This is a genomic window from Nitrosomonas sp. (genome assembly GCF_043753625.1).
Taxonomy (GTDB): Bacteria; Pseudomonadota; Gammaproteobacteria; order Burkholderiales; family Nitrosomonadaceae; genus Nitrosomonas.
Genome location: NZ_JAYUWI010000062.1, coordinates 1 through 14949, shown reverse-complemented (window position 1 = coordinate 14949; position 14949 = coordinate 1). Strand labels below are relative to the sequence as shown.

Below are 14949 nucleotides of genomic sequence, written 5' to 3'. Positions count from 1 at the left end.
CAACCCGGATACCTGCAGCCAGATTAATTGGACGGTGGGCGATGCCGATTTTCCGCACTGCGGCACCCAAAGCCTTGCCGCTGTCAGTACATAGAACTGAATGTCGTCCGAATGTCTGTGCCTAGTTTAGGCGTAGTGAACTTCCTGCGCTTGAGAGAATTGGGGAATTTATAGAAGTGCCCTTAAAAAACTTCAAGAGAAAATGATTAGTTAACGGCTTCACCAATTCGGTTGGCCCACCCAATTGCTTGCATCTCCATATCCGCCAATTCGCTTAGACTCAGAAAACCCAGCTCGGTTAATAGGGACTGAATTGCAGTAACTTCACCCTTTTCATTTGCTTCAATTAATTTTAATTCTTGACCCAATCGCCCATCCCGGGCTAATAATGCTTGACTCATATCGTCTGGGATTCCCAGCTTGTCAATTATTTGCTGCATTTCGATACCCAGCAATACATCGAGCAGGGATAGAATCCCTATCATGAACGCTCTTTCCTGGTGATTTTTGTCATGTGGACGCTCGGTTGTGGCAACTAACTCCATTAATTTTCCCCGCGCTGCCGCTGTTTGCATTAAAGCATTTGACAGACTATCGTCTGACTGATTAGCGGTATAAAGCAACAGTTGTATCCATCGCTGTAATTGCTTACGTCCCAGTATCATGATTGCGTGCTTAATGGAGTTGATTTTCTGAGGCACGCCACTGGCAACCGAGTTCACCATGCGCATCAAGTTATAACTTAATCCGGGTTGATGTTTAAGTTCCTTTTCAATTTCCTCTATATCACTATCACCCATCACTAACGTCAATAGCTTCAATAATGACAATTTACCTGGATCAGCACGTTTAACAGCCAGTACCTCTGGCCTTGCAAAATAGTATCCCTGGAACATCTGAAAACCCAACTGCATGCAGTACGTTTCCTGTTCACGGTTTTCTACTTTCAATGCCAAAAGCAAAACCGGCCAGCGATTTAATTCAGTTACCAGTTCCGCAAGTTCCTTTTTTTCAACTGCAAGAATGTCTACTTTCACTACACTGACCAAAGGCAGCAATTGCTCAACTTTAGTATTCATTGCGACGACATTATCAAGTGCAAGTTGATAACCCTTTTGTTTTAATTCGTTACATCGCTTTATAAATTCTGCCGTAATAAGCGCTGTTTCTTTTATTTCCAACACAACATGTTTGGCGGGCAATAAACTAATAATGTCACTCATTACCAGATTATGATCTGCATTGATAAAACCACGCTGTTTACCCAACACATTCTGGATACCCAATTGACAATATGCATTGATAATGACATTGGCTGATGCAGATAAATCATTAATGACAACCGCCTTTTCATCAGTCTCTTCTTGTCTAAAAAGTAACTCAAATGCTACTAGATTTTGATTGCGATCTAGAATTGGCTGCCGTCCAAGAAAAAAACCTTCCATTAACTTCCCCGCATTAATCCATCGTTTAATAAAAATGGTTTAGCTAATCGGCTTCATCGCATGTTTCTTAAGTATTCTTTACAACTAAAGAAAATCAATTAGCACTCATGCTTTTTAGAGTACTTATCTGAGAAAATTCTCAGTTGATTTAGTTAACTCAAAGCAGGAATTGTCCTGTTCTTCCCGGTACGTTTCGCTTGATACAGTGCTTTGTCGGCACGACTTATGACTGAATTTTGATGTTCTCCAAATGAACGTAATGCTATGCCTGCACTAAACGTTATCGGTATTGAATGTGTATCCGCTTGAATTGAGAAAATTTTTGCTAGATTACTCTGTAACCGGGAAATAACAGTTAATGCGTCTTCCATCTCGACATCGGGTAATAAAACCACAAATTCTTCCCCACCAAACCGCGCAACAATATCGGAAGGACGCAATGTTTCCTTAGCCACATTGACCAAATTGATCAGCACACTATCTCCATACTGATGCCCCAAGTTGTCATTAATCTGTTTGAAGTTATCCAAATCAATCAAAACCACCCCTAAAGACTGTGCATTCCTGTCGGCACGAGCCGCTTCACGTTTAAAAATATCATCTAACCCACGGCGATTGAACGCACCAGTCATTTGATCAGTTTGTACGAGCCCTCTGAGTTGTTCCAATTCACTTTTCAATGACTCAATCTTTTGTTCCGCCCGTTTTACTTGCTCCTGCGCAGCAAAAACTTCATCACTGAATTTCAAATCTCTGGTCTCAGACAACACAACATCAAGAATTCTAATGATTTCATCAGCGTTACTTGTATTGCGGATTTGCTCAGCGTAGCGCTCTACTTGCTTATAATAGTCCTCAGAATCAATCATAGGTTTCTGCTCACTTTTAATAGCATCTGTCGATTTAACCAATCTCAGCATTCTTTTCTGTTTTTGTTTAATAGCTTCTTGCATTGCTATCCTCCTCAATTGACATCATAAGATGCCAGGCTATTCCAGTTTTGGGGATATTTCGTTGGATTGCGAAGGAGAACCCATCCCGGTATAGACTGTCATGTAAACAACGTTAACAGAGCAAATCAGAAATGGATTTAATGAATAAAAAGGGAAATCGGTACTATTTACCAACTAATATGATATATCTATTAACTAACATAGAGTTACTCAGATGTGAGTATTTGATTCTTGCCGCCTTTCTTTGCACGATACAAAGCCTCGTCGGCTCGTTTAAAAATACTTTCTTGTGATTCTCCTGACCGGAGTTGAGCAACACCGGCACTAAAAGTGATTAGCAAACGTTTATTTTCATGCAAAAAAAACTTCTTGGTTAAATTACGCCGTATCCTGGACAAAATATGTACGGCTACTTCAAGATCGGTGTTTGGTAATAAAATTACAAACTCTTCACCACCATATCGCGACACAATATCTTCGGGGCGCGTTGTATCCTTGACTGATTCAACCAGGTATACCAGTGCATCGTCACCTACTTTATGGCCATGCGCATCATTAAGCAGTTTGAAATTATCAATATCCAACAGCGCATAACATAAAGGAACCTGATGACGCAATGAACGCGAGGTTTCGCGTTCAAAAGCGTTATCCAAACCACGCCGGTTTAGTATCCCTGTCAGGTGATCTTCGTGCACTTTCTCACCCATTTCATGCAACTCGTTTTCTAGCTGATTGATTTTACTCTGCGCCAAATCAACTTCAGCTCGAGCCGACAAAAAATCATTACGGTAATTTGATGTGCTTTTTTGCATTTGACTGGTTTCCTCCATAATCAGCACTAGCAGCTGATTAAGCTCTTTTATATCATCAGTATTACTGATTTTCTCTGAATACTGTTCAAGCTTATTCTGATATTCATCCGTCGTATCGGTAAGCTCCTCGATATTACTGATTAAGGAAGTCACCATCTGCTTCAGGGTCATCTTGGCTTCACTTAGGCTACGTCCGATAATTTCTTGCCTTTGCGTTATCTCTTCCAGAAAATGCTCAGCTTGTGCTATTACCTGTTGATCCAGAGGCTTGGAAATAGTTTCGCGTAATTTGCTGATCCGAACGCCAATCCATTGATCTTCTGCAAGTAATTTACCCGTACTATCCATGAGCATATTGAGTAATTTAAGCAGGCCTTGTTGCAACTTGATACCGCTCTCACCATACGCATCAAATTTACCACAAAACTGTTGAAATTCAGCAGTAAATTGTTCCATTTCTAGCTTGTCTTGAATCTTACGGACTTGATACGCTAGCGTTTTGGCTTCTTCAGCTAAAATTACATCACCAATCTGTCTAGCAATAACCTGTTCAAGCATTTGTGCCAACAATTCCAATAGCTGATCAGTAAAATGCCCGGCGATTTGACTCTGTTCTGTAACTGCTTGCTTTAATTTAGAGTCTTGTGTATCTAAATCAAGCTGCGTTACTTGCGATGAAGGATTTTGTATTTGCCCATCTTCATTTGATTCCTGCGCTGCGGCAGCTAATGCTTCCCATGAATCTACCAGTGCCTTTAGCTTGTTATGCAGTTGGTTTGAATCTTTCGAGAATTTGGCAAGAACTCGATTAACACCTTCCCGTTTCTTTGCAGTTGTCAGCGTACCTTGCTTTTTCTCCAATTGCTTCAATAATGCTTCTATTGTATCTCCCCAGGTCACAATGGATTCAACTGTTGGATTATCTGCAGATTTCTGCTGATTCGTCGTGGCAACTGCAGAATCGACATCATCTCCAGATTTACCAGAGATCTGATCATACAGTTTTTGATAATTACCTGGTGTCGGAGAAATTCTGAGCGATGCAAGTTGCCGCAATGTTTCACGGGCAAGAATAGTTGGATTCAAATCTTTAAGCAGCTTCATAAAAATTGGTCAAAAAATTAAAAAATAGCCTTACCAGCAAGCCAGGAGTTAAAAAAATATCGACCAATCCACGTGAATCTTAATCTTAATTTGATAAGGCAAGCTAAAAAACATTCTAGGCTAACTTCAAAATACTTATAAGATTAGTTGGCTAGTCCCACAATAGTTAGTCGACCAATTTATTCTTTATAGCATAACGGATTAATTCTGAATTATTCGTCAACTTGAGTTTCTCCAGTAAGCGCGCACGGTAGACACTGACTGTTTTTGGGCTTAAAAACATCTCGACTGATATTTCCGACAATGTTTTACCTGCAGCAATAAAGCACAGCGTCTGATATTCCCGATCAGATAATGTGGCATAGAGCGGTTTATCCAAATCTGAGTTAACAATATTGGCAAGTTCCTGCGCAACAACCGAACTCACATACTTATCGCCCATTGCAACCTGACGAATAGCCACTACAAGCTGCGCTGGCGCACTTTGTTTATTCAGGTATCCAGATGCCCCCGCTTTTAATGCACGAATTGCAAATTCGTGTTCATTGTGCATGCTCAGCATAAGAATCGCGAGATTTGGTCTATCTTTCTTTACTTGCTTCAATATTTCAATACCATTCCTATCCGGTAAGGAAATATCCAACAACATAACATCAAAATCTTGCTGCCGGGCAATTTTGACTGCTTGAAACCCAGTCTCTGCTTCACCAGTTACTTTGATGTCATCGGTTTCGCTGAGTATCTGTTTCAAACCCTGGCGAACAATTGCATGGTCATCAGCAATCATCACACTTATCATGCGTACCTCCGGCTATTTAGAGCCGAAAAACCTTCTTTTTTTTCTTTACAGATCCAGGCTGTCGGGATTCTCTAAACTCATTCTCCAGTCCAACCACATGCTCGGATTGATACTCTAAGTTACCCATCGGTATCAGAATAGTCACTTTTGTGCCTCTTCCTGAATCTCCAGAGATATGGAAATTCCCCTTCAATTGCTGGCAACGCTCACGCATCCCCCGAATTCCAAAAGAAGCCTGTTTCTCCATATCGATATCGGTAATACCACAGCCATTATCAGTCACTTCCAGAAGAATTAATCCTTCCAGCTCCACAAGCTTTACCTGCACATGAGAAGCATTAGCATGTTTAGAAATATTCGTTAATGTCTCCTGAAAAACACGAAAAACCGCTATCGCCAAATCAGAATCTAAAGTTATTTCATCATTTACACAGGTCACTTTACACGCAATACTCGTACGGTCACTAAATTCTTTTGCTTGCCATTGGACTGCCGCAATTATTCCACAGTCTAGAATACCCGGCCGTAAATCTAGAGAAATCCGGCGTGTACTGTCTATCACACGGTCTACTAGAGACTCAATGGATCTCGATTTTTGTTGATAAAACTCGGGTTTTCTTATCGTTGTATCCATACAGGGAAATAGCTCACACTTAATTGCAGTTAATGTCCCCCCAATATCATCGTGAATTTCGCGTGCAATTCTGGCACGCTCTTGCTCTTTGACTTTTTGCAAATAAGAGGATAGTTCTGCTAACTGTTCACGGGAACGTGCAATCTCTCGTTCGGCCAATTTATTTCGAGTAATATTGATCATGATGCCATCCCATAGCGTCGTGCCATCCGACATTCTCCTGGGTGTTGCACGCAAACTGATCCATTTGATATCGCTATCACCTTTTACTTGAATACACCCTTCCCAGTTCCAGGTCGAAAGCTGTTCTGCAGATGTAATCATCAACTGATGATAAGATTCCCTATCATCTGGCAAGATCAATTCTGGAAATAGTTCGGGCTTATCCATCAACTTCTGGGGTGATAGTCCAAGCAGTGTTTCACTGGCATCACTGACATAGGGAAAGCAAGTCTTACTATTGACTGATAACAGAAACTGAAAAACCACTCCGGGCAGATTAGATGTAATCGCTTGAAAAAGCGCCTCACTCTTTTGCAGTGCATTTTGTGCAGTTATAAAACGCTGGTAGTTTCCTATTTCATGCAAGCTACGCCTGATTGCTGGCACCAGCCTAGCAAGATTCGCCTTCATTATGAAATCATAGGCTCCTAAAGCCATGATATGTTCTGCTGCTTCCTCACCAACATGACTGGATACGATGATTAATGGAATGTCCAGATATTGGTTTCTTATCGCTTGCAGAATCTCCTCCGCATTTAGCTGCGGCAAATCATAGTCGGAAAGAATCACATCCCAGTCCCGAATCATCAACGCATCGTGTAATGCAGAAGCTGTGCTAACGCACAAGCATTCGGTCTGGAAGCCCCCCTGTACAAGTATTTGGACTACCCGTTCCGCATCCTCTGCAGAGTGCTCGACCAATAATATTTTTAATTTCTCCTCATTGACCATCTCAGCCCCCACCAGTTGAAGCCGATATAACCACTAGAATTAACTCCCCGAATTAACTGCCTGAATATTTATTTAATTTTACAAGATAATCTATAAGAGAAAAACAATTTATACCATGAATTGCCGATATTAACCAACCGATTAGATAAAAATCATGAAAGTAAAAATTCTAAACTTTTCAAAATGGTATCCGATAACTGCAATCAACGGCGGTTACAAACCCTCTTGGATTGCGGGAAAAACCAACGGAACTGGCAATTATGCCAAACACATAGATATCAAAAAGGAGAACCCAAATGCCACAAATGATTAACTCTAATATAGCCTCGCTGAATGCACAACGTAATTTAAATACCTCACAGAATTCATTGAACACATCCTTGACACGTTTGTCATCTGGTCTGCGTATTAATAGCGCTAAAGATGATGCTGCGGGTCTGGCGATCTCAGAAAGGATGACTTCACAAATTCGTGGTTTAAATCAGGCTGTGCGCAATGCGAATGATGGTATCTCACTGTCACAAACCGCCGAAGGTGCGATGAGCGAAATCGGCAATAACTTGCAGCGTATTCGCGAATTGGCTGTTCAATCTGCCAACGCGACTAACAGCGCTAGTGACCGTGCATCACTACAAGCCGAAGCTGCACAATTAACGTCTGAAATAACCCGTGTTGCCAGTCAAACTCAGTTTAACGGTACGAACTTATTAGATGGTTCTTTCCTGAATCAGAGCTTCCAAGTCGGTGCCAATGCTAACCAAACCATCAACATTACATCAATCGGTGATTCAAGGGCTACTGGTCTAGGTAGTCACATGCTGACCACCAATGGATCAGCAATGGGTACTACAACGGCTGCCGCCGCCGCTTCTGCGGCTAATGGTGTTGCTGTAGAAGCCGGCTTGACACTTGCCAATAATAAAGGGACAACCAGTGCTATCAGTTATGCAGCAGGTGCTGACGCTAAAGCTATTGCTGCAGCCATTAACACGGCTTCATCCAGTATCGGCATCACTGCAACTGCATCTAACAACGCTACGATCGGCAATTTATCTGCAGCCGGAACTGTTTCATTGTCATTAAACGGCAGCTCAGTTTCTACCACTATCACTGATACCGCTGACCTAAGCGGCTTGGCTTCGGCCATTAATGGATTACAAGCTACAACCGGCATTACTGCCTCGTTCGCAACTTCGTCCAACAAATCAGTGATCACCCTGTCAACATCAGATGGCAGAGATATCGATATTTCAGACTTCAGTAATGGTGTAACAACTGCCGATGTCGTTGCCGGAGCAACCACAACAACACTAACCAGTGCGGGTAACGACTCAACGACAGTAACGGGTACCGTTGAACTTGCAAGCTCTGCTGGTCAGATTATGGCAGCTGGCTCAAATGCTACAGAATTTGGCGCCATCACCAGCTCTTTTAACTCAGTCGCTACGTTGGATTTATCCACATCAGCCAATGCGCAAATTGCAATGAAGACGCTGGATGCTGCGTTGGCTCAAATCAATAGTTCACGAGGTGATCTGGGTGCGATTCAGAATCGTTTCAGTTCAACCATTGCGAATTTGCAATCGACTTCTGAAAACCTGTCCGCCTCCCGTAGCCGGATCCAGGATGCCGACTTCGCATCTGAATCAGCAAACCTGACACGTGGACAAATTCTGCAACAAGCCGGTGTAGCGATCCTTGCGCAAGCAAATTCACTACCCAATAATGTTCTTTCACTGTTACGTTAAGTTTATCCGTAGCAAATGATGCGTCGCATTAAATAAAGCTGATGATCGCGGGCGGGATATTATAAAAAACTTTCCCGCGTTCATTTCAACTTTAAGGAACCTATTATGAACATCAATCAATTAAATGGAACAGGTGTACTTCCACTGCCCTCGTCAACATCGTCGGTTGCCAAAAAAGTATCCGCGCCTGATACGGATATTATCCCATTCCCTGCTTCAACTGTACGATCTAAAGTTGATAATAAAACAGAATCTGACAAGCAGATAAGACAGGCTGTTCAGAATATCCAAGGTGCGGTGGATAATCTGGCACATAATTTGCGTTTCTCAATTGATGAAGATACTGGCAAAACGATTATTAAAGTAGTGGATACACATACTGACAAAGTCATCCGGCAGTTTCCAACAGAACAAGCCATTGAAATAGCCCGCACATTGGATAAGGTGCAAGGGCTGTTATTTAACGATAAAGCATAATTTAAAATATATAACTGGGACTAAGAAATGCTCTCATCTCCGGGTATTGGATCAGGCTTAGATGTTAACGGTATCGTCGGTCAATTGATGGCTATAGAACGCCAACCGCTAGCAGCTCTTGATAACAAAGAAGCCAAGCAGCAAACTCGATTAACTGCTTTCGGTAGTTTGAAAGGAGCGTTATCCGCATTCCAAAGTAGTCTTTCCACATTATCTGATCCAGCAAAATTTACCGCCGTAACGGCTAATTTTTCTGATGTCACATTGGCCAGTGTCAGTGCAACATCCTCAGCAGCTGTTGGAAGTCATTCCGTCGAGATCCAAACGCTCGCACAATCGCACAAATTGAAATCTGATAACTTTTTAACCACTAGCGCTGCCCTTGGCAGCGGCACTTTAACTATACAATTCGGCACATACAGTGGCGGCGCATTTACGCTTAATCCTGATAAGGCTGCACAATCAATTACTATTTCTTCTGGTAACTCATCATTGGCAGGCGTTCGTGACACAATTAATCAAGCCAGCGCAGGAGTAACCGCCAGCATTGTCAATGATGGCTCTGGCAATCGCTTAGTAATTGCTTCAAGTGATACCGGTTTGAGTAATGCCTTAAAAATAACCACAACCGATGCCGATACAACTAATACGGATAATGCAGGATTATCTCAGCTTGTTTATGATGCATCGACGGGCGGCACGGCCAATTTGACTCAAACTGTAGCTGCTAGCAATGCTACATTGGTTATCGATGGCATCTCAATCAGCAAAGCATCCAACAAGATTACAGATGCCATTGAAGGTGTCACTTTTAACTTACTGAAAGCAAATGCTGGCACAATAACAAGCCTAAATTTAACTCGAGATACAGCAAGTATTCAGAGCACGGTATCATCATTTGTTAAAGCTTTTAATGATCTGAACAAGACTATCGTCGATCTTTCAAAATATGATGCGAATACCAAGCAAGCGTCTATTCTAACAGGAGATTCAACGGTTCGATCAGTTCAGTCACAGCTACGTAACGTGATGTCTAATCCGCTGACTACAGCAGGTGGTGGCTTGAGCATATTAGCAGAGGTAGGTATTTCTTTTCAAACAGATGGAACACTTAAGCTTGATCCGGCTAAACTATCTAGCGTGATGAGCGATCCAACTAAAGATGTTTCAACACTATTTGCCTCTGTTGGCAAAACCAGTGATAGTCTGGTGTCATTTGTCAGTGCCAAAACTGATACAGCAAATGGCAAGTACTCACTAAATATCAGTCAAATTGCGACTCAAGGTATCGCAGTGGGCAGCACTGCCGCTGCATTAACCATCAACTCAGGGGTCAATGACAAGTTAGATCTCACCATTGACGGCGTCAACACTAGTGTAACTCTCGCGGCAGGCACTTATACTGCAACTTCATTAGCAGCTGAAATTCAATCAAGAATTAATGGTTCCTCAGCAATTTCGTCAGCTGGTATCAAAGTCACACTGAGTGAATCTGCTGGTAGCCTAACTGTCACTTCCAATCGTTACGGCTCAGCATCAACCGTATTGATTACGGGTGGTAATGGCAAACTGAGTTTATTTGGCACTCCTGTCGAAACCAGTGGCATAGATGTAGCTGGCACGATTAACGGCATCAACGCAACAGGTTCCGGTCAAACCCTGACAGGCGCCGCAGATAGCATCGGGCTAGTCCTCAAAATAACTGGAGGTGGCACAGGAGCCAGAGGAAACATAGATTTTGCTCATGGGTTTGGAAAAAAATTAGACAAGATAGTTGGTGAAATGCTGAATGGACGTCTCATTGATAGCCGCGTTGATGGCATTAATGCATCCATAAAAGATATCAATGCACAACGCGACACTTTAAACCGGCGACTTGAAGATACCGAGAAGCGAATACGTGCACAATATACTGCATTGGATACAACCATTGCCAGCATGACTCAGACCAGCAATTTCTTGCAACAGCAACTATCCAATTTACCCAGTACAAACTCATAAGAATAAATAGATAAATTAGAAAATCAAACTCTTTACAATATAAAAGAGGTACAAAATGTATGCTGCCATAAATAACGCAGTATCTGCCTATCAACGCGTAGGTGTTGAAACAGGCGTTGAATCAGCTGATCCACATAAACTTATTTTAATGCTTTTCGAAGGTGCACAAGAAGCTCTGGCAAAAGCCAGAATGCACATGCAGCACAATGAAATTGCGGAAAAAGGACAGATGATCTCTAAAGCTATCATGATTATTGATCATGGTTTGAAAGCAAGTTTGGATATGAATGCCGGCGGTGATTTAGCAATCAAACTTCAAGCACTTTACGATTATATGACGCATCGATTATTAGTTGCTAATATTCAGAACAATGCTGAGATTGTTAATGAAGTTAATAAGCTTCTATCTGAGTTACATGGCGCCTGGAAAGAGATTGGGCAATTTAATGGAACCCAAACTGCAATAAAAGCAACAGCAATTTGAATCAATTCTTAGTAATAAAAAGGATATGCAAATAGATGAATAGTACACAGGCTCTCATAACTTATGATGCTATTTTAATAATTACCGGGGAAATGCTCACTGCTGCTCAAAATAACAAATGGGATCAATTGATATTACTGGAACAAGAATGTAGGAAATTGACTGAAATACTGACAAAACATGACCCAGAGCCTATTTTAGATAAAGAATTACTTCAAAAGAAGGTAAAAATTATTAACCAAATACTAGCCGATGATGCTCAAATCAGGGCAATCACCGAGCCATGGATGATAAAATTACAGGACATGCTCAATACCAATGAACGCACTCGCAGCCTTCATCATGCTTATCAACCCATTAATAATATGTAAACACTCAATAGAGTACTAATGCATGTTATTTCTGGGAAAATATAAACAATATTAAGATAAGCTGTTGTGATTCCAACCATTATCAAAACTGATTTAATAGCGACTCATACTCAAACAGCCCCTGTTACACCCGTAACGCCAGTTACAGCAGTTGTTAATTCACAAGGTTTAATTTCTGAATTTGTGCAAGGCCAGAAGTATCAAGCGCTAATAGAAGCACGCCTATTTAACGGAGATTCTCGGGTATTAGTTGCAGGCAAGCTCTTGCAAATGCACTTGCCAGACAATTTCCAACCTGGCAACAAACTGGAACTTGTTGTCGTATCACAAGAACCGAAACTAAAGTTTCTTATGTTAAATGAGGCACCACTAGATACCGGGGAAAATAATACGTCAATTAGTACCACAGGACGCTTTCTGGGCATTCTGATGCAAGACACATTAAAGCAAACAGCTGCCAGTATAACCACAACAAATACCGCTACCACGCAATCTCTCATCCACTCATCCCCTATCCTAACTGGTCCAGCAATAAATAGCACCGAATTACCCGGTTTATTACAAAAAGCAATTGTTCAAAGTGGATTATTCTATGAATCACACCAGGCACAATGGGTTAATGGAGAAAATACACTTGAAAACTTGCATCAAGAACCTCAAGGTAAATTAATGCTAGTAACGGCTGACGTACCTGCTGCTAAAGTGGCAGTGATTGCCTCTGCTGCACTAAGCCCTGAAATGCCAGTGCATACTCAGACTATCTCTCTCGTGCAACAACAGCTTACTACGCTAGAAACTGGGCATTTATTCTGGCGTGGAGAAGTCTGGCAGGGTCAATCCATGAAATGGGATATTTATGAACACTCACAAGACAAAGAAAAGGGAAATGAATTTGATCAAGCGGCACAATGGCGCACACAACTCCAGCTATCAATGCCCCAACTTGGGGATATTACCGCTACTATTGTTCTAAACGCGCAAGGTATCAATATAAAAATAAATACTTCTCAGCCAGAAGCTGCTCGCATATTGAAGAATAACCAATTACCACTCACATTGGATATGCAATCAGCCGGGTTAAATATTCAAACAGTAGAGGTTCAACACGATGACAGAGAGTGAATCATATCTCACCGCAGTAGCGCTCGCTTATCGAGAAGGGCAAATTGCACCTAAAGTCGTTGCTAAAGGACGCGGCCTGATTGCTCAGGAAATTATTAAACGTGCTAAAGAAGCAGGGATCTATGTTCATGAATCAAGTGAATTGGTTGCATTATTGATGCAGGTGAATCTCGATGATCGCATTCCACCACAGCTTTATGTTGCAATTGCTGAGCTACTGGCATGGCTTTATCGTCTGGAACAAGGAAAAACGAATCCTCTTATCACGAATAACCTTGATACAAGAACCCCACAAAAAATTCTGGAGTAACTAATGATGCATGGATCCGATAAAAGTGCTGAAGTATTGCAGCCTACTCAATTTTCTCAAGAAGAAATAGATGAAAACTTTCGAGTTCACTCGGAAATTGATATTGTCTTTATCCTTCGTGGAATTATGCAAACAAACTCATTAATCACGCTCTATCCCGATTATGAAAATGACTTCATCCTAACATCAATAATAGCAATAGATACTGATAAGAAAGAAATGATAGTAGACTATGGCACTAATGAAAGAAATTGCCAGAAAGCACTCCGGTCCAAATCATTAGTCTTTGTCACCACACAAAATAGAGTAAAAATAGAGTTCGTCTGCGACCAAATAAAGAAAATACAGTACAAAAGCCAAAACGCCTTTGCAGTTAATATACCCCGATCACTTCTCCGTATACAAAGAAGGAATCATTTTCGTATCTCCACGCCTATTGTTAAACCGCTTAAATGTGTAATTCCAATTGCTGGAAAAGACACGACATCCAAAGCTGAAGTAGCACTACTTGATATAAGTTGTGGTGGTATTGCTGTAATTGATCATCATCCTATTATCAATTTTGATCCGGGAATAATTTATAACAATTGTCAGATTATTCTTCCAGAAACTGGCACAATCAATGCCACCATTCAGGTAAAAAATACCTATGAAATCACTTTACGGAATGGACAAAATTGTATGCGAGCCGGATGTCAATTTATTGATCTAGCGGCCAATATGGAAGCCATAATACAGCGTTATATTATCAAGCAAGAACAAATAAGAAAAATAAAATAAGCTTATAGAATCACACAGAAACAAGCAATAATTACTTGAAATTCACTTAAGAGTTACAATCTCTTTAGACATTTTTGATAAGCTGCTTTCCATACATAATAATAATCACACCAACTAAACAGATACTCACACCAATCCAATCAGTAACAGTTGGACGGATAGCATCCACCGCCCACAACCACACCAGCGCTATACAAATATAAACACCGCCATATGCGGCATAAACACGCCCCGTTGCTTGAGGGTGCAGTGTAAGCAACCAGACAAATATCCCCAAACTAATTGCCGCAGGTAAGAGTAGCCAAAAAGATCTGCCCTCTTTCAAATAAAGATAGGGCAAGTAACAACCAATTATCTCGGCCACTGCAGTAGGAGCGAATAATCCTAATGTTTTTAATATTTCCATTTTTAAGTTTTGAAACAATATCATAAAGAATTCATGCCCATGATTGCTATCTTAGTTCAGGTATCGTATATATTATGCTTATTTACACCTTTGAAAGGAATCTATAATCATGACACAAGATACAATCTCGTGTGAACTTCATGACCTTGTGGAAGTTGCTTGCATGTACGGCTATCGGCTTAAACTCATCCTAAAGAACAACCAGATCATAGAAGGTAAAGCCGTTGATATTGTCAGTTCTACTGAGAAACGTGAATATCTAGTAATTGATAATGATTCGAAACAACATATCGAATTAATCCAGCTTGCAAAAATGGAAGTTCTTACACCCAATGCTAAATTTAGCGAAGTCATTTTCCAGTAAAATCTTGTGAGAAGTCCAGCGCACCATATTCGTATACCACAAAATCTCAGATGTTCGTTCCAACACACCAGAGAGCTACTATTAGCTTAAGGAAACTCTGAATAAGTCCCAAAAACTTGTAGAATACTTGGTAGATCGTAGCCACTGCAAGGAAGCGTACAGATGAAACAATTAGGACTGTCGAT

Annotated in this window: 16 protein-coding genes and 1 pseudogene; 10 read left to right on the top strand and 7 right to left on the bottom strand. The window is 41.2% G+C overall.

Annotation, left to right across the window (positions count from 1 at the left end):
• The 6 genes and pseudogenes from ACH10T_RS06270 to ACH10T_RS06245 all read right to left on the bottom strand — a co-directional run.
• Positions 1-100: pseudogene (locus tag ACH10T_RS06270) on the bottom strand (IS1595 family transposase); the annotation flags it as partial.
• Positions 101-206: 106 nt separating this feature from the next.
• Complete coding sequence (locus tag ACH10T_RS06265; RefSeq protein ID WP_394808458.1) at positions 207-1445, bottom strand: EAL and HDOD domain-containing protein; 1239 nt, start codon at positions 1443-1445, stop codon at positions 207-209.
• A 152-nt stretch (positions 1446-1597) separates the two neighbouring features.
• On the bottom strand, positions 1598-2398 hold the full coding sequence (locus tag ACH10T_RS06260) for a GGDEF domain-containing protein (RefSeq protein ID WP_394808457.1): 801 nt from the start codon (positions 2396-2398) through the stop codon (positions 1598-1600).
• 206 nt (positions 2399-2604) lie between these two features.
• Complete coding sequence (locus ACH10T_RS06255; protein WP_394808456.1) at positions 2605-4314, bottom strand: GGDEF domain-containing protein; 1710 nt, start codon at positions 4312-4314, stop codon at positions 2605-2607.
• A 166-nt stretch (positions 4315-4480) separates the two neighbouring features.
• Positions 4481-5113, bottom strand: coding sequence for a response regulator (locus ACH10T_RS06250; protein ID WP_394808455.1), 633 nt, complete (start codon positions 5111-5113; stop codon positions 4481-4483).
• 16 nt (positions 5114-5129) lie between these two features.
• A complete protein-coding gene (locus tag ACH10T_RS06245) occupies positions 5130-6701 on the bottom strand; it encodes a histidine kinase (RefSeq protein ID WP_394808454.1) in 1572 nt (523 codons plus the stop codon).
• Positions 6702-6855: 154 nt separating this feature from the next.
• Here ACH10T_RS06245 and ACH10T_RS06240 point away from each other — a divergent pair, with 154 nt between their 5' ends.
• From ACH10T_RS06240 to ACH10T_RS06200, 9 genes are all read left to right on the top strand, one after another.
• Positions 6856-7014 (top strand): hypothetical protein, encoded by a 159-nt coding sequence (locus ACH10T_RS06240; protein ID WP_394808453.1) that lies wholly within the window; start codon positions 6856-6858, stop codon positions 7012-7014.
• Positions 6998-8449 carry a flagellin gene (locus ACH10T_RS06235; RefSeq protein ID WP_394808452.1) on the top strand — a complete coding sequence of 484 codons (1452 nt, stop codon included), beginning with the start codon at positions 6998-7000 and terminating at the stop codon, positions 8447-8449. The genes ACH10T_RS06240 and ACH10T_RS06235 overlap by 17 nt, the downstream gene beginning before the upstream one ends.
• Positions 8450-8554: 105 nt before the next feature.
• A complete protein-coding gene (locus ACH10T_RS06230; RefSeq protein ID WP_394808451.1) occupies positions 8555-8926 on the top strand; it encodes a flagellar protein FlaG in 372 nt (123 codons plus the stop codon).
• Positions 8927-8953: 27 nt separating this feature from the next.
• Positions 8954-10927, top strand: a complete 1974-nt coding sequence (gene fliD / locus ACH10T_RS06225) for a flagellar filament capping protein FliD (RefSeq protein ID WP_394808450.1) — start codon at positions 8954-8956, stop codon at positions 10925-10927.
• Positions 10928-10982: 55 nt separating this feature from the next.
• Positions 10983-11411, top strand: coding sequence for a flagellar export chaperone FliS (gene fliS / locus ACH10T_RS06220; protein WP_394808449.1), 429 nt, complete (start codon positions 10983-10985; stop codon positions 11409-11411).
• 35 nt (positions 11412-11446) lie between these two features.
• Positions 11447-11782 carry a flagellar protein FliT gene (locus ACH10T_RS06215; RefSeq protein ID WP_394808448.1) on the top strand — a complete coding sequence of 112 codons (336 nt, stop codon included), beginning with the start codon at positions 11447-11449 and terminating at the stop codon, positions 11780-11782.
• A 66-nt stretch (positions 11783-11848) separates the two neighbouring features.
• A complete protein-coding gene (locus ACH10T_RS06210; protein ID WP_394808447.1) occupies positions 11849-12904 on the top strand; it encodes a flagellar hook-length control protein FliK in 1056 nt (351 codons plus the stop codon).
• Positions 12891-13214: an EscU/YscU/HrcU family type III secretion system export apparatus switch protein gene (locus ACH10T_RS06205; RefSeq protein WP_394808446.1), complete on the top strand. Its 324-nt coding sequence runs from the start codon at positions 12891-12893 to the stop codon at positions 13212-13214. The genes ACH10T_RS06210 and ACH10T_RS06205 overlap by 14 nt, the downstream gene beginning before the upstream one ends.
• Positions 13215-13217: 3 nt before the next feature.
• Positions 13218-13994 carry a flagellar brake protein gene (locus tag ACH10T_RS06200; protein ID WP_394808445.1) on the top strand — a complete coding sequence of 259 codons (777 nt, stop codon included), beginning with the start codon at positions 13218-13220 and terminating at the stop codon, positions 13992-13994.
• 64 nt (positions 13995-14058) lie between these two features.
• Here the strand turns inward: ACH10T_RS06200 and ACH10T_RS06195 are convergent, their stop codons facing one another.
• Positions 14059-14400 carry a YnfA family protein gene (locus ACH10T_RS06195; protein ID WP_394808459.1) on the bottom strand — a complete coding sequence of 114 codons (342 nt, stop codon included), beginning with the start codon at positions 14398-14400 and terminating at the stop codon, positions 14059-14061.
• A gap of 109 nt (positions 14401-14509) precedes the next feature.
• On the opposite strand from ACH10T_RS06195, the gene ACH10T_RS06190 reads away from it, so the two are divergent.
• Positions 14510-14764, top strand: a complete 255-nt coding sequence (locus ACH10T_RS06190) for a Rho-binding antiterminator (RefSeq protein ID WP_394808444.1) — start codon at positions 14510-14512, stop codon at positions 14762-14764.
• Positions 14765-14949 lie beyond the last annotated feature (185 nt).